Here is a 20,138-nt window from a genome sequence, read left to right on the forward strand (position 1 = left end):
AATAACGATAAAGTTCTTATTTTTCATAAACATGCGAACTCTTACGAATGACTACACAACCATATGTTAATGCATTGTTATAAATAACAATATCATTATAAACACAGACTTCATTATAAACCGCAGCATCATCAAAATATATTCATCCCCATAAGGGCATTGATCGAATGTACAATTCTACCAAACAAGCACCTTTGTAGCTCAGATTACCTTCCCGTTTAATAAAATATCCAAGATCACTTTTTTGATATTTCCCAATTTTTTAATACATATATACGATATACCATCTGATAGTGATCTAATTTATTACAATAAAGGAGAAATCAGTATTCTTTGCCTATGAATTTACATTTTTTCTACAGTCACTATCCTATCTCTTAAAGCTCTAAAGCCTCGTTATATTCACACACTACCTCAACGCAGAATTTTTTTTTACAAATTCTGATGTTGGGGTATATCTTGATTTATAATGCTGCTACGTATACTATCATAGTGAAATCTCATAAACATACGAGTGTGTATCGCCCTTTCTGGTATACACATTTACTTTTTCACAACCGTGGAACTAAGCAACCATTTTTATTGATTCGAATCTGAAAGTGTATGGGGACATTTTGTTATTAGTTAAAAACAACTCTATATGCTTCCTTAGCGAAGAGCTACACATGGATATTTTCACGCTCCTTGTATCATATATTCTGGATTCGCAACGCAATATTAACGCTATAGCGTAAATATGTAAAGGTCTAAAAATGACAAAGACTGAAAAAGATTGGTTCCAACGCTTAGTTGAATTAATAAAAAGTGACGGACGAACAATGATTGAAATAAGCAGAGCTGCAGGCTGTGGACAAAATTACGTCCAACAAATGATAAATGGGGGAAAGAGGCCTTCTGTAGATAAACTCATGGCTATTTTGAACACACTGGGAAATGCTAGTGCCATATATGTAATAACTGGTTTCAACATCTCCGATGAAGATTTAAAACTCATAACTTTGATTTCGTCTGGAGATAAAAAGAAGATTGAAGCCTTAAATGTTCTGTTGAATGAGCAGAATCTGTAGAATTTTCTACTTTATCTAATATCGCTTGCTTTTGAGACGTTGATAAAGACTCCCATTTCACAATAATATCAGATAAAGTTGTTTCAAATTTTTTATCATTCTTCATAGTCATACTCCGTGTAGTCAAACTATATAACGCTAAAGCGTTTAAATATATCTCATACCTTAGAAAAAAATATTTGCAATAGGCAGTATGGAAGCAATTGTGTACAAACTTATTTTACAAAATCAGATGAAGTTCTATTAGTCATGTACCATGGTGAAACAGAAAACATCACACGATCCAGACCTTCTTATGAAAATTGGTATAATCTATCAAAAACGCGAATAATGTTACGCAAATCTTGCGATTCGGACCAATAAAAACTAATGTGAAAATATCCCTGAAGACACTCCTGAACTCTATATAAGAGAACACGAAAAAGCTTTTTTGAAAAAAATACATCACAATTTTATTCTACATAGCACCATCTATGTTTTTTTAACAATATTGCAAAGCAAGAATATAACAATGTTATAGGAATAAATTCTTATAAACAGAGCCACACTACCTAAAACTCTGTAACACGTTTACAGGTAACCTCCCCTCTAAACGCACCTCGTAAATACTAATATAAGTCTCTATCATAAGCAAAAATGATACTATTAAAAAATAAAACGAATCACCACGCACAATTTTTGTACGTAAATTGTATACAGATTTACAACAAGAGAGAAATTTCCTTATGCAAATGAAGAATTATCTTTTCAAAGTATGACTTTGAAGAAGAAGTATACTTCTTCCAAAAAAACACTCTCCCTGCCAATAATTTTTCATAAGAGCAAAAAACTCATAACAAAGATAAAACTCTCTACATGATCAATACGAAAAAATGTTAACAATACAAAAAAGTGCTAGGTTTACCGCAATTTTGCCAATTCCTTATGAGAGTAAAATCAAAAAAAGACGTTTGCTCTTCAATAATAATGCGAATCACACGAAAACTCTATAATTTAAACATCAAGCAAAAAATACACAAAGACAGAAAACGGCATTTTAACGAATTTTCCAATATCATAGAAAACATTTCTTACAGAATAATAAAATGCTTATTACAATAGAATCTGGATGATGCAAAGCGATAGAAACAATCACTCAATTAACTGTTCAAAGAACAATTAATGAAATTCTTTTCAGAGAACACGCCACCGTCACTATGAACAATATTTCTCAAAAATAAAATATCAACAAATGTTATCATCGTTGTCCCCATGATACATATAAATGTCTATAAATCAGATTCTCTTATATACTAACCTTTCATCACGATGATGCTATTCAAACATCTAAAAGACATTAACATCACTTAGAAAAAAGCAAATTTACACTAAATGTTTTTTGAGCCATTTGTTCTGAACAGGTACAATCTTTAAAATTGGTTTTATTGAGATCTGTTTATTTGCAGAACAAGTATAAATAAACTTATCCAATAAAGCTTTTAGCCTTCTATTTTATGAAGAACACCATACAGAAAAAGTACAAAACAGTAGTATGAATTAAGAAAGTAAATAGCGACACATATCAGTTAATCCAAATGCTACAATGTTGCAAATGAGAGAATTTCTTTGATGAGAATAAGAAACCATACCATCATATTAAAGCGACTGAGAGAAAAAACTGCAACAAACAACGACTAAAGGCTTCTAGAACAAACAGTAAAATAAATAAAAAACGAAAAAGGTAGAATCTCAAAACTTTTATATAAGCTATCCATTTTTCTATTGGACATTTCCCTATTGGTGGGCCCGGAGGGACTCGAACCCCCAACCAAGCGGTTATGAGCCGCTGGCTCTAACCAATTGAGCTACAGGCCCCAAATAGGTTGTTTCTCTCTAAACTAAAATGCCTTATGATACAAGAGCTGACCCAGATTATAACCCATCTTTTTCTCTTTTTTTCTCTTTTCTATTGGTTTTTTTTCTAGTGCTCTAATTTCTTTACAAAAACTCTCAAAAATGAGAAAGTAATAAACTGATAAATATTAAAGGAATAGATATGATAAAAAAGAAAGTTCAACCACTGAAGGGGTCTCTGGTTAAAACAGCTATATTAGCATTCACACTCTTAACCACTTCATTGACTGTACATGCTGAAGCAAACAAAATAAAAAATGCAACAATCACAGTGACTGCAACCGGAGAAAGTCAAGCAGCACCGGATATGGCCATTATTAATCTAGCCGTTGTTACCTATGACAAAACTGCCCAAAAGGCATTAGCTTCCAATAATCAATCCATCAATGATATTATAAAAGCTTTTAAAAACAATGGCATCCAAGCAAATGATTTGCAAACATCAGGCTTATCCATTTATCAGTCAACTCCTGATAAACACCACGAAAAAAAGAATAATGAAAAACTCTATCATGTTTCAAATTCTTTAACCGTGCGCATTCGTGATCTTACCAATGCTGGTAAAATCTTTGATCAAGCGATGACACTAGGTGTTAATTCAGTTAACGGCATTACTTTTACCAACGCAGATACAAAGCCATTTTATCAAGAAGCACGTAAAAAAGCCATTACTGAAGCCATTGAAAAAGCGCAAACGATAGCACAAGCTGCCGATTTAAAATTAGGAAAAATTATTGAAATCAATGAAAAGGATGATTACTACCATCCAGCACCACGTCTCATGAGTAGAGCAGCAGATGCAAGCTACGCAAATACAAATTTTGCAGGTGGTGAATTAAATTATAATGTGAGCGTCACTGTAGTCTTTGCAATCGACTAAGTCACCAACTGTTGTATAAAAAATCACATTACTGGCCTTCACGTAGAAGAGCAGTAATGTGATAAAGATAATCTTCCTCAGATAATAATTCGTCTTCGTAAACCTCTATCTGTTCGCGTGCAGAAATACGCGCGGTATGTACCGTCTGACAATCTCCTGATACCAATGGATGCCACCAATGAAGATCTTTTCCCTCATAAATTAATCTATAAGCACAACTTTCTGGAAGCCAACGGGCTGTTTTAACTGTCGGAATGTCTAGCGATATACAATCTGGTACAATTGATTTACGATGAGCATAATCTCGACACCTGCAGGTTTCCCCATCTAAAAGACGACAAGCAATACTGGTTGCATAAAGGTCACCCGTATCGTCGTCCTCAACTTTATGGAGACAACAACGGCCACAGCCATCACAAAGGCTCTCCCACTCAGAAATGGAAATCTCTTCTAATTTTTTTACTTTCCAAAAGGGGAGTTCTCCACTCATAAACTCAGACACACCTTTTTTAATTAAGACGATCTATAAAAAATGAAACATTTAATTTCTATAATTTCATCTATTTTTGTCTCTTAAAAAGATTTAACTCAATGTATACTTTACACCATGTTCTTAAAATCTATCTGAATAAAAGAGAATATTCAAAAAATAGCGTATATAAATGAACGTAACCTATTGAAACATCTCTTTATAAACTGACAAAGAGTAAAATGCGTCACCTAAAATGATAGAAAAATTCCGCAAAGAATACCCATTTTTCATCAAAAATTCCGTATGTTGCAATATAAGTTTATTCCTAATAGATTCTATTTCTTAAAAAACGAACCGCGCTACACACAAGAGAATGTTTTTATCATTCATTTCTTGAAAGCCTCTCTCTACTTCATAACCACCCTTTGCCCTATATCTATTCTTTTGAGACAGAGAAGTACAAAGCCCCAAAGCTAAGAGAACCATTAAACATCGCAAACTTTCTAGATTGTTCAAATTCTTCCTATGTTTTTCTCAAGAAAGCATCCAAGTACAACGTGACGCACCTCCCCCTTCATTAAGAAGAAGGAGGAAGTTATTAAAATGCACACGAATTCCTTTATTTAAGAATCGAGAAAACTGCGCAATTTTCGTGAACGGCTAGGATGTTTCAATTTACGAAGTGCCTTTGCTTCAATCTGACGAATACGCTCTCTTGTAACTGAGAACTGCTGTCCCACTTCTTCCAATGTGTGATCGGTATTCATCCCTATTCCAAAACGCATCCGCAAAACACGTTCTTCCCGCGGTGTTAATGAAGCAAGAACGCGTGTTGTCGTATCTCGCAGATTAGCTTGGATAGCAGCATCAATTGGTAATAACGCATTCCTATCCTCAATAAAATCACCCAAATGGGAATCATCTTCATCACCAACAGGCGTTTCGAGAGAAATAGGTTCTTTTGCAATTTTAAGAACTTTTCGTACTTTTTCTAACGGCATAGAAAGCTTGCTAGATAATTCTTCTGGTGTTGGTTCTCGTCCAATTTCATGGAGAATCTGACGCGAGGTACGAACAATTTTGTTAATTGTTTCAATCATATGAACAGGGATACGAATAGTGCGTGCCTGATCAGCAATTGAACGCGTAATGGCCTGACGAATCCACCATGTTGCATAAGTTGAAAACTTGTAGCCGCGCCGGTATTCAAACTTATCCACAGCCTTCATCAAACCGATATTGCCCTCTTGAATAAGATCAAGAAACTGCAAGCCACGATTAGTGTATTTTTTTGCAATTGAAATGACAAGACGTAAATTAGATTCCACCATCTCTTTTTTTGCAATTGTTGATTCGCGTTCACCTTTCTGCACCTGCATAACAATCCGACGAAATTCACCAATCGAAATAGCCGTTTCTTGCGCAAGATTTTGTATCTCACTCCGCAATTTTTGGATTTCTTTTGCTTCACGCACCGAAAACTCTTTCCAACCAGGTGTAGGCAAAGCAGCAATATAATTCATCCAATCTGCATCCAATTCACGTCCTTGGTATTCTTTTAAAAAATCCTCATGGCCAATGCCATAGCTATTGGCAATCCGTTTCAGCTTACCTTCATTATGAATCAATCTCTTATTGATGTCATAAAGCTGTTCAACCAAAGCTTCGATACGATTTTGGTTTAAAGAAAGAGATTTTACTGCTTGAATCAACTCACCCTTTAATTGCATATATTTCTTCTTCTGAGAAGAAGTAAGAGCCCCTTCTTTACGCTCTGCCAAACTGCTTTCAACATGCTGATCTTGTAATTTTCGTAATTTCACATAGGTCTGAGCAATGAAATCCAATGTTTCCATAACTTGAGGACAAAGTTCATTTTCCATTGCAGCAAGCGATAAATTAACATCGTCATCATCTTCTTCATCATCATCTTCAATGTTTCTCTCTCCTGCGCTCTCCCCCATATTACGTATACCAGAAGACATTTTTTCTTCTTCTGTCTTACCAACTTTACTTCGCTCAATAACAGGAGCCTGCTTTGCTTCTGGACCAGCATAAGTCGTTTCAAGGTCAATAATTTCACGAAGAAGAATACGCTGCTCTTTTAACTCGTCACGCCAGATAATAAGAGCCTGAAAAGTCAAAGGACTCTCACAAAGTCCTGCAATCATTGTCTCACGCCCTGCTTCAATACGCTTAGCAATGGCAATTTCGCCCTCCCGCGAAAGAAGCTCAACAGCTCCCATCTCACGCAAATACATACGCACCGGATCATCCGTACGATCTGTTACTTCGCGTTTATTCGTTGTCGTTGCAATTGCGTGGCTAGAGGCTTCTACTAAATCCCCCCCCTCTACCGTAACTTCTTCTTCATAATTTTCAGACTCAACTTCATCCTCATCATCCACAACATTAACCCCCATCTCAGAGAACATCGCCAAGATATCTTCAATTTGTTCGGATGTAACCTCGTCAGAAGGAAGAACTGCGTTGAGTTCATCCATTGTTACGTAACCATTTTTTTTGGCAAGTTTAATCATTTTCTTGATGGCATCATCAGAAAAATCAAGAAGAGGACTATCCAAACTCGCTAGGCTTGTTACTTCTGCATTATCTTTCTGTTTAACCTTTGTTGCCATACCATAACTCCACTCGATCACCTCACAGTTTCCATGTAACCATAGTTTCCATGTGACCAGTTTGTTTGTTCTCACTAAAATACCAATAGTTACTCATATATACTTCCTTTTAAGAGATTACCATTGGAAAGAATACATTTTGTATACGCCCTGACATCTAGACAAACTTGACATCCAGACAAAAACGCGGGAAAACTCCAGAAGTTTCCCCGACACCTCTCAGCCCTTCTGAGATAATCTCTGTACCCTATCGTAAGAACCAATTTCCCGCTTTTCCTAAAATTTACCCGCTTTTTCTAAAATTGAATTGTCATCTTTATAAAATGTCACTCCACATAAACTTCCTCATCTAAAATTTAAGTGACTGATTCGCATTAAAAAAGCGAATCATTTTATCGTATCTTGTGTATTCCCGTCTATTTTTTCATCCAACCAACTTCCAAACCCTTCAATTAACGCTTCTGTTGCCTGCATCTGCTCCAACTCATTTTTTACCTCACGAAGCAGATCAAAAACCTCACTCTTAGGATTTTCTACAAGTTGCTCTTCAATATCCTGTAACCTCTTATGTAGGTGGTGTTCTTGAAGATGCAAGTAGACAGCTTGTTTTAATATAGCACGCGCATCTTCTAAAGGGGCTCCACCAAGGATAATACGCATACCAATATTTTGTACAAGATGTTTCATACGCTCTAACAGAGCCTTTTGTTCTCTTTTCTCTAAGAATGCAACCATCGTCTCTTTATCATGAAGCTGTTGATTCCCAAGAATTTCCAACATAGCTTGATGAAAAATGATCAATTGCGTATTTTTTAATTCTAACTCAGAAAGAATTTCAAAATTTTCATACCACAACTCAGGATAGTAAGCTAAAGTGAGTAAAATCACTGCTTCACGCAAAGGAATAGATTGCGAAGAATTTCGTACTATTTCAGAATTTGCTAACAGAGAAAAGGTTTGATCTTTAAAGGTCCTATTTGGTGAAGATTGACCATATCGCCCTTCCCCCCTTTTTTTCGAAAAAGAGTGACGAAAAAAATCAAAAAGGCGTTTTTTTACATCTTGCAAATAATAACGACGGACATCTTCATCCTTAATCGTAAAAATTTGTTGTTTTAGTTGTTTTTCTAGCGCTGCTCGTGTCTCTGGAATTTCAAAATGCTTTCCATAGGTAGCACGCCACCATAAAAGCTCACTCAAAGGAATAGCTTTTTGCAAAAAAGAAGAAAAAAGCTGTGCTCCACCAGCACAAACAATTTCATCAGGATCTTTCCCTTGTGGCAACAAAACAAAGCGTACACAAACCCCAGCCTTTAAAAGAGGCAACACACGATCAGCAACACGAAAAGCAGCTTTTAAACCAGCATCATCACCATCAAAACACAAAATAGGCTCCTTCCCCATCTGCCATAAAAGCTCAATTTGCGCTTCCGTTAATGCTGTCCCTAAGGGCGCTACAACTCCTTCAAAACCAGCTTTAGTCAATGCAATGACATCCATATACCCCTCAACAACAAGGAGTGAATGAATTTTTTCATCGCCAACAAAGCGACTGTTTTTGCGAGCTGCTGCCGCGTTATAAAGTATATTTCCTTTATGAAACAGCACTGTTTCAGGGCTATTGAGATATTTTGCTCGTGTCTCTTTCTCTAATGCACGCCCTCCGAAAGCCACCACACGTCCACGCAAATCTTCGATAGGAAACATAATGCGATTTCTAAATCGGTCATAAGAATCCGCGCTCTCCTCATGCACTGAGAGAAGCCCACATTCTTCCATTTGCTTTATTGAAATGCCCCGTGCACCCAAAGCTTCTTTCAAAGCTGTACGCCTTACCGGTGCAAAACCAATGCGGAAACGCTCTACAAGCTCTGGTGTAACACCACGTGCATCCAGATAACGACGTGCTTGCATACCTCCTTTATCGCGTAAATTATATTGAAAAAAATCTGTAGCAATTTTCATCACATCATAAAGGTCAGCTTTTTCCAGTTGACGTTTATGACTTTGTGAATCCAAAATAGGGAGTTTCATTCCCGCAAAATCAGCTAAACGCTCTACACTTTCTGAAAAGTGCAGTCCATCAAGCTCACACAAAAAGGTAAAAATATCTCCACTTACACCACAACCAAAACAATAATAGCGCCCTTTATGATCATCACAATGAAAACTTGGCGTTTTTTCACCATGAAATGGACAACAACACCAAAAGTCTCCCCGTGAAGGCTTACTTTTTCGAGGATCAAAATCCACCCGTTGCCCAATCACTGTTGAAATTGGGAGTCTCGTACGCAGTTCATTAAGGAAATCGGGCGGAAAACGCATTATCTCTCACAGAGTTTGAAAATTCTTTTTTGCATATTTAACGACTTTAGAGCATAATTCCAATACTTCCTCTTAAGCAGTTGTAAAATTTTAAACCCTCAACTGCATATATTTTTAGAAATGGAGAATAAAAAGTGATCGAATTTATTGCTCAATATCCGTGGTTAGAGGCTATTTCTTGGCTTGTTATTCTTACTATAGCTGCCCTTTTAGTGAACTTTCTAGGACGAAAATTACTTATTCACGGAGCAAAAAAACTCTCTTCTTTTCTCCCCAAAAATACAACGATCGATATTAATAATGCTATTCAATACATGGCAAATATCACTTCAGCTTTTATTCTTTCAGTTGGTGTTAATTTTATCCCAACATTACCCGATGCCTTTAGCACTGTCATCGGTAATGTTGCCAACGCCTTCATTATCTTCTTTGTTGTCCTGACAATTTCTTCCTGTCTCAATGTCATTAACATCCTTTACGAACAACGACCAACAGCACGACTAAAACCAATAAAAGGTTATATTCAAATTGCTAAAATTGCACTTTTTGCTGTTGCAACAATTTTAATGGTCGCTACATTGATTGACCGCTCCCCTCTTATTCTCTTCTCCGGTCTTGGTGCAATGGCCGCGGTTCTCATGTTAATTTTTCAAGATACGCTTCTTTCTCTCGTTGCCGGTATTCAAATTTCATCCACTGATATGGTTCGCGTTGGTGATTGGATTGAAATCCCCAATCTCGGTGCCGATGGTGATGTTATTGAAATTGCCTTGCATACTGTTAAAGTTCAAAATTTCGACAACACCATCACCTCAGTTCCTATCCGTAAACTTGTGACCGACCCTTTTAAAAATTGGCGTGGAATGCAAGAATCGGGTGGAAGACGCATCAAACGCTCCCTTTTTATTGATCAATCAAGTATCCATTTTCTCACAAAAGAAGAACAAAAATATCTTTCCCGATTTAATTTATTAGAAAATTATTTCACGCAAAAAGTAGCAGAAATTGATGAATGGAATGCTCAATTAGATAAAAATCATGATGTCTTAGCCAATACGCGCCGTTTAACCAACATTGGCACTTTTCGTGCTTATGTTTTTGCTTATCTGAAACAGCATCTAAACATCAATCCTAATATGACCCTCATGGCACGACAATTACCTCCTACAGAAAATGGTTTACCCTTAGAAATCTATTGCTTTACGAATACCACCGTTTGGATAGACTATGAACAAATTCAAGGCGATATCTTTGATCACCTTTATTCTATTCTGCCCTGTTTCGGTCTAAAGGTTTTTCAAAATCCAAGCGGTTATGATTTTAATCAAGTATTAAAAGCAAAAGTGAAATAAAAACAATAAACTTCAATTTATTAATTTGAGGCAACAACATTCACAATAACAAAGAAAGAATAAAGTATCATGAATGGTTCGTTGGTATTCCTTCATCTTGCCGGCGCTATTTCTTTACTTCTCTGGGCCACACGCATGGTGCGCACAGGAATTGAACGCGCCTATGGTGACAGACTAAAATATAAAATGTGCCACGTCATTTCAAAACCATTGTTTGCTGTAAGTTTTGGGCTTTTTACAGCAATGATTTTACAAAGCTCTACAGCAATAACACTCCTGGTTGGCTCTTTCGTTGAAGCTGGTTTTGTCTCTGGAGTAGCAGGACTTATGGCTGTACGCGGAGGAGAATTAGGATCAGCAATCGTTGTAAAAATTCTCACCTACGACCTCACTCTTGTTGTACCCCTGTGTCTTTTAATTGGCACTTGTATCTTCATGACAACAGAAAAACGTGAATGGCGTCAAATAGGACGTATTATCATCGGTATTGGTCTTTTAATTTTGTCTTTAGAAATGATAAGTACAGCGACAGAGCCTTTACGTGAAAGCGAAATTTTGCCTAGCATCATTCGTTATCTTTCAACTGATCCTGTTTCCACTTTTTTGTTGGCTGCTGGCTTAACCTACCTCTTACATTCATCTATTGCAGGAATTATTTTGCTGGTCAATTTTGCCAATTACGACCTTATCCATACGCAACTCTGTGTTATCATGGTTCTTGGTGTCAACTTTGGCTCTTCTCTTATAGCACCACTTTTAACGCGCAACGCCTCTCCCAATACTCGCCTCGTTCCCTTAGGAAATTTACTCATGCGTGGGGCCGGTTCAATCCTTATACTTATCTTATTTCTCTCCTTTCATCCTCCCATCACATGGCTTGGCAATAATGCCCCTACTCAAGTGATCAACGCCCATATCATTTTTAATGTTTTCATTCTCCTTGCTGGAATACCGCTTTCAAAATGGATTTTAAAGTTAACCACTCAGATCGTGAATATAAGTGCAAAAAAAATACAAGCCGACAAAACGCTCAATTTATCCGATCAAACAGCTCTTGATGACAGTGTTCTTGATCGCCCAACGCTCGCCCTCTCGAATGTCATGCGTGAAGTCATTCATATTTGTGATCTTGTAGACATCATGCTAGAAAAAATTATGGGACTTTATGAAAAGCCTGATCCCAATATTATTCGTGAACTCAACCAACTCAACACCATATTGGACAAAAAACATATCGCCATCAAACTTTATCTTGCCCGATTAGCGGGACAAAAATTATCTGACGAAGAAGCTTTTCAAACACAAGAACTTCTAGGCGCCTGTATAAAATTAGACCAAGCAGGCGATGTCATTATTCATAATATGCTGATGCTGGTTAAAAAGAAACAACAGAAAGGTTTACAGTTCAGCAGCGAGGGCTGGAGTGATCTCCTTCGTTTCCACGCCATTGTACTAGCCAACGCGCATATAGCATTTAACGTTCTCGTCTCACGTGATACACACACTGCACACCTATTGGTACAAAAAAAAGATCAGCTACGAAACTTAGAAAAAGAGATGAGTTTAAAACATTTTAAACGTCTGCGTGAAGGGGATCTCAAAAATATAGAATCATCCAGTCTTCACCTCGACACTGTGCGCGACCTCAAACAAATCAACTCTCTTTTGACCTCAATGATCTACCCCATTTTAGAAGAACAGGGACTTCTTCAAAGTTCTCGTCTACGCAACCCTGCTGAAGAACAAGCAGAAAAAACTTAAACTTTTCAAATAACTTGAATAAAACACACATCACATCGATTATTCAATTTTGAATATAGTCAAGATATTGATTTAATCAAAATATCTTATTATTCGACAATTTAAATGAGCTTTCTTCATCGTAAGTTTCTTTCATTTAAAATCTATTCATGATGAATTGCTCAAAGTCATTTTCTTGCACATTACAAACAAAGCAGCATGTAGAATAGAACTCTTGAAGAAAGACGTAAAAATGCCTAACCATCTCAAAGCCAAAACTGTTAAACACACAAAGAATAGGTCAAGAGTATGATAGTTCCAACCTAAACCCGCCTTGTAAAAAGGGAACCGCTTCACAGTAGCAGCGAAACAGAAATACTCTATAAGGAATACAAAACCCCACAAAAATACAACGTTTATATCAAGATTGGTAGAGGTTCAACCTATACAGCCATGCTATAACGTGTCAACGAAACAGTTTTCATTTCAAACATCATTGATATCAATTGGCAAGCTCAAAACTTTTAAATATCCATTTTACTTATTGCTTTAATCACAATTATTTTTTTAAATTTAAGAGAGAGATTAAAAAAGCTTATAAATACACTTTATAAGATCTTAAAACATTTTCACTAATATTTTCTTATTTTATTCGTATTTCTCAAATAATTAATTTGTTTATAAATTAAAATGTATTATATATTTATACTTATTAAGTATTATTATGATATAAAGGTGAATATTATTTTAATATAAAGGAAAGTAATAAGTAAAATCTCTAAAAGAAATATCCTTTCCACTGGGTAAAAAAGGAATAAACCTTGATTTTTACAAAGTTTACTCTAGTTACAATTTAAATTCAGGCAAAGGAGGGTATCATGGAAAATGCAAACATCGGTTGGATTGCAGCTATTATTATCGGCGGGATTGCAGGTTGGGCTGCACAGTATATTATGAAAAGCCAAACAGGAATATTGTTAAATATTATCTTAGGGATTATTGGCGCTGCGCTAGCAAGCTTTCTTTTTAGTCTTTTAGGTGTAAGTTTTGCTGGTTGGCTTGGCTATCTTATTTCAGGTTTTATAGGAGCCTGTATTCTTATATGGATAGGACAAAAAATTCGATCATAGCGTATTTATTTTTTACACCTTTTGGGATTCAATACAAAACTAGGAAACAACGAGCAGAGTTTGAAATATTCCCCTGTAACTTGTTACCAATTTTGATATGATGGTGAGATGCTTAAGCTGCGATTTTAGGCATACACCATCACCGTATTATAAAACGAAATGCAGTAAAAAACTTCATAACGCACCATTTTATACCTATATAAACTTACGCATATCAGGAGAGATATGTTGCGTTATTTTAACGAAATACGAACTGATTTTTGTACCACGTGCGCAAATCCAGCTTATCTCACTGTAATAACAATTCATAAGATTACAAAAATCACTAACGATGATTAAAGATTTTACCGTGTAATGCTTAACACCTATACACTCTATCAACAATACCCTTTTTACCGAAAAACTCGAAGAGCTCTTTTACATTCTTAAGAATAAAGAGAGACGGTAAGCACGAAATGATAAAGAATACGATCTCCTTTACATCTCAATTCAAAAGTTTTGAATATCTCTTCAATTTCTAAAGTATAAAATAAAGTTTTGTTCCTCTTAAAACTTCCTCTTTATATCATCTTGCATAGATGAATTTTTAGCTCTTCTTTATATGCGTTACAAACGAATTTTAAAGCACGAAACATTTTTCCCATTACTCTCATGCGATAAAGAAATTTCCGTAACGCATTGTGAAAGCGCTTTGAACAAAACATAATACTTTATTTTGCTTTTTTAATGAAAATAATCCTATAATATATACTTCCTGCATATCTTCTTTTAAAGACCTTTGCTTTCGATTTTCCCTTTGATATCTTCCTGTTAAAATCTTGCTGCTTTTACACTCCTTGTATTACAATAGAGCTATCTATTTAACCCAACATAACATATGGAATAAGACTTTAGCTGTAGAGTAAACCGATGTCTGATCTTGAAGATTCCATCTTACCACCCCTAAAGTGGTTTTCTGATCAAAATCCTCCAATACCAGAAAACGTTCGCGATTGGCTCATGGAATCGGGCTCAATGACGCTTCGATTAAAAAAATATTGTACCTGCCTCCAAGTTCAACCACAACGCGAATGTTTCATTACGCGAGATAAATTAAAAGAAGAAGCAGAACATCTACCCAAAAGTACGCGTTATTGGCTACGCGAAGTCATATTGATAGGAGATAATAAACCTTGGCTCCTTGGACGCACTGTAATTCCACAAGAAACCCTCCTACACAATCAAGCCTTGATGCATTTGGGAACTGTACCTTTAGGACATTATTTATTTAACAATGACAAATTAACCCGCGATTACATTCATATTGGTCAACAAGGTGCGCTATGGGCACGCCGTTCCCGTTTGCGATTAACGGGTAAGCCATTGTTGTTAACTGAACTATTTTTAACAGATTCACCATTGTATCCCCACAAATAGAGGCTACTCATTTTATTCTGCATAATTTATAGATTTTATATAGCTTATAAGGGATTTAATCAGAGAAAAGAATTTCAAAATTATCTCAAGAACACATTACAAACAAAGACTTCTTTTCAAAAGATCTTTTTATTTCATAAACTCAACTTAAAAATCTCTTCCCTAGAAAAAACGTTTTAAAGTTTTGATTTTCTTATCATTAAAACCAGCACTTGAATTAAAAAGATACACGCCATATTGATAAAGCCATCTATATTTAAATTTCTTACCGAATAATCACTACTCTAAAAATATGGTAACTCTTTATCAAACAAATGCTTTGAAACAGCAAAAAAGACAATAATACACTCCCCAAAATTGGAAATCTGTATCAATTAACTTAATCATCCTGTTTTAAAATTTTTAACAGTGCTGACAATAGATCTTTTTTAAAGTAAGAACTCTATAAATACTTTTGTTTTTTAATGGTCTAACAGCTTTGAAAAACAGAAAATATAATCCATAAAAGATGTTTTATTGCTCTATGAGAGCCCCAAAAGTTTAGTTGATATCAAAAAATTATTTTTTTGATAATCGTATGTATGTACAAAATAAATGAAATTTATCAACATCCTACTAACTTACAAAGGCGAGGCACAATAAAAAATATTTTCCCATACCCTTGAATTAATAAGATCTATTGTAATTTTTTACGAAGACGATTACACACTTTAGAAAAATTCATTTGCCCCGCATACCGTTCCTTAAGCCATGCCATCACCTTACCGATATCGCGTAATTTTTCAGCCTTTGTTTGTACCAAAGCTTCACAAAGAACCTGTTCTACTTCCATCTCCTTAAGTTGATAGGGAAGAAATTCACGAATAACTTCTATTTCTGCTTGTCCTCTCTCTGCCAATTCCAAGCAACCAGACTCTTTATAGACTCGTATCAATTCTTCACGCTGTTGAAGCATTTTAGTGAAAACAGATTGTATCTGCTGATCATCCACTTCTAGCTTCCCTTCCTTATAATAAAGAATATCACGATCCCGAACTGCAGCATTCATTAAACGAAGTGTAGCAAGACGCGCACTATCTTGCACTTTCAAAGCAGCCCTAAGAGCCCCATCAATCTGGTTACGCAACATAAATTTATCCAATTTTGTTCAAGAAGAAGATGCCTTTTAACCAATCTTTATCCATCTTGCAATGGAGGATAAAAAATAATTAAGGACTTGATCTTCGAAAAACTAAAACAAGACTTTACCTCTTCATGGAATGTACTTATACTGCCTATTTCAAGAGAAACGTTACCAGAATAATATACACAGCATCTGTTAAAGGTATGATTTTTGTGTAAAGTTGGTCATTATACCTTTCAGAGAATAAGCCATCATACCTTTAGAATAAATTGTGGATACATACTATGATACAAGCGACTTCACCCAGCCACCCTTGGAGTATCAAAAAACCGACAGCCCTCTTAGTCTTAGCAGATGGGACCGTTATTGAAGGCAAAGGAGCAGGTGCTACAGGTATTGCTGAAGCTGAAGTGTGTTTTAACACCGCCATCACAGGCTATGAAGAAATCCTCACAGACCCGTCATACGCACAACAAATCGTTAATTTTACTTTTCCTCATATAGGAAATGTAGGGGCCAATGACGAAGATATTGAAGCTCTCTCTCCTCTCAATTGTCATGGTGCTGTTGGCGCTATTTTCAAAGCAGACATTACACATCCCTCAAATTATCGAGCCAATGAAAATCTTCATCAATGGCTTAAAACGCGTAAAATTATTGCACTTTGTGGTATTGATACACGTGCACTCACAATTCTTATTCGTGAAAAAGGTGCACAAAATGCTGTCATTGCACATGATGCTAATGGAAACTTTGATATTCCTTCTTTAAAGAAACGTGCGCAAAAATGGCACGGTCTCGTCAATCTTGACCTTACGAAAGACGTGACATCTCAATCATCAATGCAATGGAATGAAAAACCATGGAGTTGGAATAAAGGATACGGTACAAACAATGTGCACAATCTTCATATCATTGCAATTGACTACGGTATTAAACGTAATATTCTTCGCCTTATGGCAACACAAAAAGCCCGCATTACTGTTGTGCCTGCCCACACAACTGCAAAAGAAATTCTGGCAATGAACCCTGATGGCATTTTTCTTTCTAATGGACCAGGAGACCCCGCAGCTACAGCTCAATATGCCATTCCAACAATTAAAACATTAATTGATCATAATTTGCCAATTTTTGGAATATGTCTTGGTCATCAACTTCTCGCTCTTACGGTTGGTGCAAAAACCGTGAAAATGCACCAAGGACATCATGGTGCCAACCACCCAGTTAAAGACCTTAACACTGGAAAAGTTGAGATTGTATCGATGAATCACGGTTTTGCCGTAGATTCTTCCTCTTTACCACAACATGTTCAAGAAACACATATTTCTCTCTTTGATGGTTCAAACTGTGGTATTCGAATCATTGGAAAACCTGTTTTTTCTGTTCAATATCACCCCGAAGCTTCTCCTGGACCACAAGATAGCCACTACCTCTTTCAGCATTTTTGTGATCTCATTATGAATTATAAAAAAATATCTTAAAATAAAAAGCCTCACCTTTTAACTTCTCTCCTTTAAATTATATCATCTTCCTACGCACAATTATATTATTTTTATACCTACAACTTATTGAAGTTGTATTATTATTTATCATTCTGAAACTAAAAAGAGCGCACTGAATAGCTTAAATTTTTCTCCTTCCTCTTCTCTTAAGGTCGTATCCATCAAAATCATTGGCTTCTCCCCCCAAGCAAGATAAGTGTATCGATAAAAACTATTTTTAAAAAAAGTAAAGTGCCTAACCTTCAAATAAGCATTGGATTCACAATACAATTTTAAGCATTCTATTGTGCATGAGAAGCATAATTCCTCCTAAAGAATAAAAAAATTAAAGTGTGAGACAATGCAACAAATCTCTACTTTTTAAAAGATATTGCCGTAGATGGTTTTGAAAACTGTAAAGCCGAATAAAAAAGTAATAGCAAAACAGAAAACATCTTTTCAATTTTACAACTTTATATTCTTTCAAAATGAGGTTTTCTTTCGATTCCAGAAGTTATGCCAACAAATATAAGCAATATTTTACTTCCAATTTGCCATATAAAATTTGGAATTGTTCATACAATACTGATACATCTAACGTAGATACGTTTTAATCTTTTGTTTTCAATATGCTGCTGCATTAGTACTGGATATTAATTTGCAAGCAATAGAAAAAATACGGACTCCCCTATACAAACAATATCACAAAATAAAAAAAATTATTTGCACTAAATGAGAAGGATATATCGATATTTTATACAATACTTTGTTAAACAAATATCACAAAAAACTTTCTGCCTATAAAATGATACATTTTGTTTATCTTGTGCATTCTCTAGCAAAATAGTACGTACCGGCCTCTCTCAACAAATTAACGTACCCGCAAGGCAAAAATAACTGTCGCAACGACAAGAAGAAAAAAGCCTCCAACAAAAGGAGCACCTGAAAAATAAAACAGTGCATTTTTATCTGTAAAACATTCAAAAAGAAACACATAAAAAACAGAACCAAATGTTAAACTCAACGAAATAACAGATGTCATCGCTCCTTGCAGTTCTCCTTGTACATTTGTCGGTACCTGCGCTGAAGCAATTGCACGTATAGGTGCATGAACAAGATATTCAAGCATTGTACACATACAAACCATATAAACCATCCACCCCTGCGTCGCGAATGTATAGCCCAGCATAGCAACAGAGGCAAACAAAAGCCCCACTATAACAATATGCCAATCACTCCATCGTTTAGAAAAATAAGGCAAAAAGAGAGCGACTACAATAAATTGGCCTATCCCAAAAACACTATAGGAGAGTCCAATAGAAAAAGAACTCCAATCATAGCGTTCTTTTGCAATGAAAGCCCAAATGCTTAACCATACAGATTCCGCAAACCAATAAAGAAAAAAGACCAATAACACCCAAAGAACCATCGGATATTGTTTCAGGTGCCAAAAAGCACCTAAGGGATTTGCCCGCTTAATATCAAAAAAGCGCCTATTCCATAAAGAAAGGGTTTCTGGAAGCATAACCCAAGAAAAAATAAAATTAATGAGTGAAAAACCAACAGCAAAATAAAACGGAATACGCGGACCAAACTGACCTAAAAAACCACCAATAAACGATCCTAAAATAACCCCCAATGCGGATGCAATGCCTAACAAACCAAAATTGCGTGTACGGGTTTTATCATCGGATATATCCGCAAGATAAGCTGTACAAGTTGCAAAACTAGCACCACTTATCCCTGACAAAAGACGCCCGATAAATAACATAGAATAGCTCCATGCTATAGCACATATGAGATTATCAAGAGCAAAGCAGATAATAGAGAGAAGCAAAATAGGACGACGACCATAACGATCAGAGAGATTGCCAATAACAGGAGCAAACAAAAACTGCATCACTGAATAAGCTGCAAGTAATTTTCCTCTTTCTACAAAAGATGTACTGACCTCTTTTCCAGTTAATTGAGAAAAATATTCAGGCAAAACAGGACAAATGATCGCAATACAAAGAATATCTAACAATAAAGTGATGAACACTAAAACGAGCCCACGCTGAACAAATTTCGGATTGAGCATTTGGTCTTGCATAACATACACACTATTTTACGCATACAATTACTTCCCCGCTATATTTTAACTCCCTTTTCCTTTTAAAAGTATTCTATACCGTATACTTTTCAAATACAAAATAATAACAAAGTAAAAAATTAAGTAAGAGTCAAGATAAAACTATAAAATTACGTTTTAATTGGTATATATTTAATTGCTATCTCATTGTCAAAGAATAAATTTTTTTGCATTATACGAACAAAATATTTGTGCAACAAACTCATGAACAAAATTTCATGAAACACAAAGTATTTCCAATAGTTTTAGAGACATTATGATGAATTTCATCCGACATCATTTCCCCCTCTCATCCCACCGTTTTCAGGAATCTCAATTCCATTAGATACGTTAGATATCCTACAGTAATTGAAACCTTTTAAAAGATAAGCTCTTAAAAAATTTTCTTACCCTCAGAATATGCTATAAGGTTAAAGCAACATCACCCGAATAGCTTAACAACGTAAAAAGCTCATCATATTTTTAAAAGTATTTATTTGACAATAATTT

Annotated in this window: 13 protein-coding genes and 1 tRNA gene; 7 read left to right on the plus strand and 7 right to left on the minus strand. The window is 35.6% G+C overall.

Annotation, left to right across the window (positions count from 1 at the left end; translation table 11 throughout):
* Positions 1-752: 752 nt before the first annotated feature.
* Positions 753-1,067, plus strand: a complete 315-nt coding sequence (locus ACFIJL_RS05870) for a helix-turn-helix domain-containing protein (protein ID WP_007347852.1) — start codon at positions 753-755, stop codon at positions 1,065-1,067.
* Here the strand turns inward: ACFIJL_RS05870 and ACFIJL_RS05875 are convergent.
* Together ACFIJL_RS05875 and ACFIJL_RS05880 are read right to left on the minus strand one after the other, a co-directional pair.
* On the minus strand, positions 991-1,173 hold the full coding sequence (locus ACFIJL_RS05875; RefSeq protein WP_273790801.1) for a hypothetical protein: 183 nt from the start codon (positions 1,171-1,173) through the stop codon (positions 991-993). The two genes, ACFIJL_RS05870 and ACFIJL_RS05875, sit on opposite strands and share 77 nt — an antisense overlap.
* 1,671 nt (positions 1,174-2,844) lie before the next feature.
* Positions 2,845-2,921 (minus strand) — tRNA-Ile (locus ACFIJL_RS05880).
* A 181-nt stretch (positions 2,922-3,102) separates the two neighbouring features.
* On the opposite strand from ACFIJL_RS05880, the gene ACFIJL_RS05885 reads away from it, so the two are divergent.
* Positions 3,103-3,840, plus strand: coding sequence for an SIMPL domain-containing protein (locus ACFIJL_RS05885; protein WP_375623416.1), 738 nt, complete (start codon positions 3,103-3,105; stop codon positions 3,838-3,840).
* 28 nt (positions 3,841-3,868) lie between these two features.
* On the opposite strand, the gene ACFIJL_RS05890 is transcribed toward ACFIJL_RS05885, so the two are convergent.
* From ACFIJL_RS05890 to dnaG, 3 genes are all read right to left on the minus strand, one after another.
* On the minus strand, positions 3,869-4,330 hold the full coding sequence (locus ACFIJL_RS05890; RefSeq protein ID WP_375623418.1) for a YcgN family cysteine cluster protein: 462 nt from the start codon (positions 4,328-4,330) through the stop codon (positions 3,869-3,871).
* A 605-nt stretch (positions 4,331-4,935) separates the two neighbouring features.
* Positions 4,936-6,951 carry an RNA polymerase sigma factor RpoD gene (gene rpoD, locus ACFIJL_RS05895; protein WP_375623420.1) on the minus strand — a complete coding sequence of 672 codons (2,016 nt, stop codon included), beginning with the start codon at positions 6,949-6,951 and terminating at the stop codon, positions 4,936-4,938.
* 387 nt (positions 6,952-7,338) lie between these two features.
* Complete coding sequence (gene dnaG, locus ACFIJL_RS05900) at positions 7,339-9,276, minus strand: DNA primase (RefSeq protein ID WP_375623422.1); 1,938 nt, start codon at positions 9,274-9,276, stop codon at positions 7,339-7,341.
* A 134-nt stretch (positions 9,277-9,410) separates the two neighbouring features.
* On the opposite strand from dnaG, the gene ACFIJL_RS05905 reads away from it, so the two are divergent.
* The 4 genes from ACFIJL_RS05905 (at position 9,411) to ubiC (ending at position 14,914) form a co-directional block, all read left to right on the plus strand.
* Positions 9,411-10,628 carry a mechanosensitive ion channel family protein gene (locus ACFIJL_RS05905; RefSeq protein ID WP_375623424.1) on the plus strand — a complete coding sequence of 406 codons (1,218 nt, stop codon included), beginning with the start codon at positions 9,411-9,413 and terminating at the stop codon, positions 10,626-10,628.
* Positions 10,629-10,697: 69 nt separating this feature from the next.
* Positions 10,698-12,389 (plus strand): Na/Pi cotransporter family protein, encoded by a 1,692-nt coding sequence (locus tag ACFIJL_RS05910; RefSeq protein WP_375623426.1) that lies wholly within the window; start codon positions 10,698-10,700, stop codon positions 12,387-12,389.
* A gap of 857 nt (positions 12,390-13,246) precedes the next feature.
* The gene (locus ACFIJL_RS05915) at positions 13,247-13,498 is read left to right on the plus strand and encodes a GlsB/YeaQ/YmgE family stress response membrane protein (protein ID WP_375611967.1); all 252 of its coding nucleotides are present in this window, start codon (positions 13,247-13,249) and stop codon (positions 13,496-13,498) included.
* A gap of 909 nt (positions 13,499-14,407) precedes the next feature.
* Positions 14,408-14,914, plus strand: coding sequence for a chorismate lyase (gene ubiC, locus ACFIJL_RS05920; protein ID WP_375623428.1), 507 nt, complete (start codon positions 14,408-14,410; stop codon positions 14,912-14,914).
* Between the two features lie 676 nt (positions 14,915-15,590).
* Here ubiC and ACFIJL_RS05925 read toward each other — a convergent pair.
* Positions 15,591-16,043, minus strand: a complete 453-nt coding sequence (locus tag ACFIJL_RS05925; RefSeq protein ID WP_375623430.1) for a GatB/YqeY domain-containing protein — start codon at positions 16,041-16,043, stop codon at positions 15,591-15,593.
* Positions 16,044-16,321: 278 nt separating this feature from the next.
* Between ACFIJL_RS05925 and carA the strand changes: the two genes are divergently transcribed.
* Complete coding sequence (gene carA / locus ACFIJL_RS05930; RefSeq protein WP_375623432.1) at positions 16,322-17,518, plus strand: glutamine-hydrolyzing carbamoyl-phosphate synthase small subunit; 1,197 nt, start codon at positions 16,322-16,324, stop codon at positions 17,516-17,518.
* Positions 17,519-18,389: 871 nt separating this feature from the next.
* Here carA and ACFIJL_RS05935 read toward each other — a convergent pair.
* Positions 18,390-19,610, minus strand: a complete 1,221-nt coding sequence (locus ACFIJL_RS05935; protein WP_375623434.1) for an MFS transporter — start codon at positions 19,608-19,610, stop codon at positions 18,390-18,392.
* Positions 19,611-20,138 lie beyond the last annotated feature (528 nt).

It is taken from the genome of Bartonella sp. TT119HLJHH (genome assembly GCF_042193385.1).
In the GTDB taxonomy this organism is placed as follows: domain Bacteria; phylum Pseudomonadota; class Alphaproteobacteria; order Rhizobiales; family Rhizobiaceae; genus Bartonella.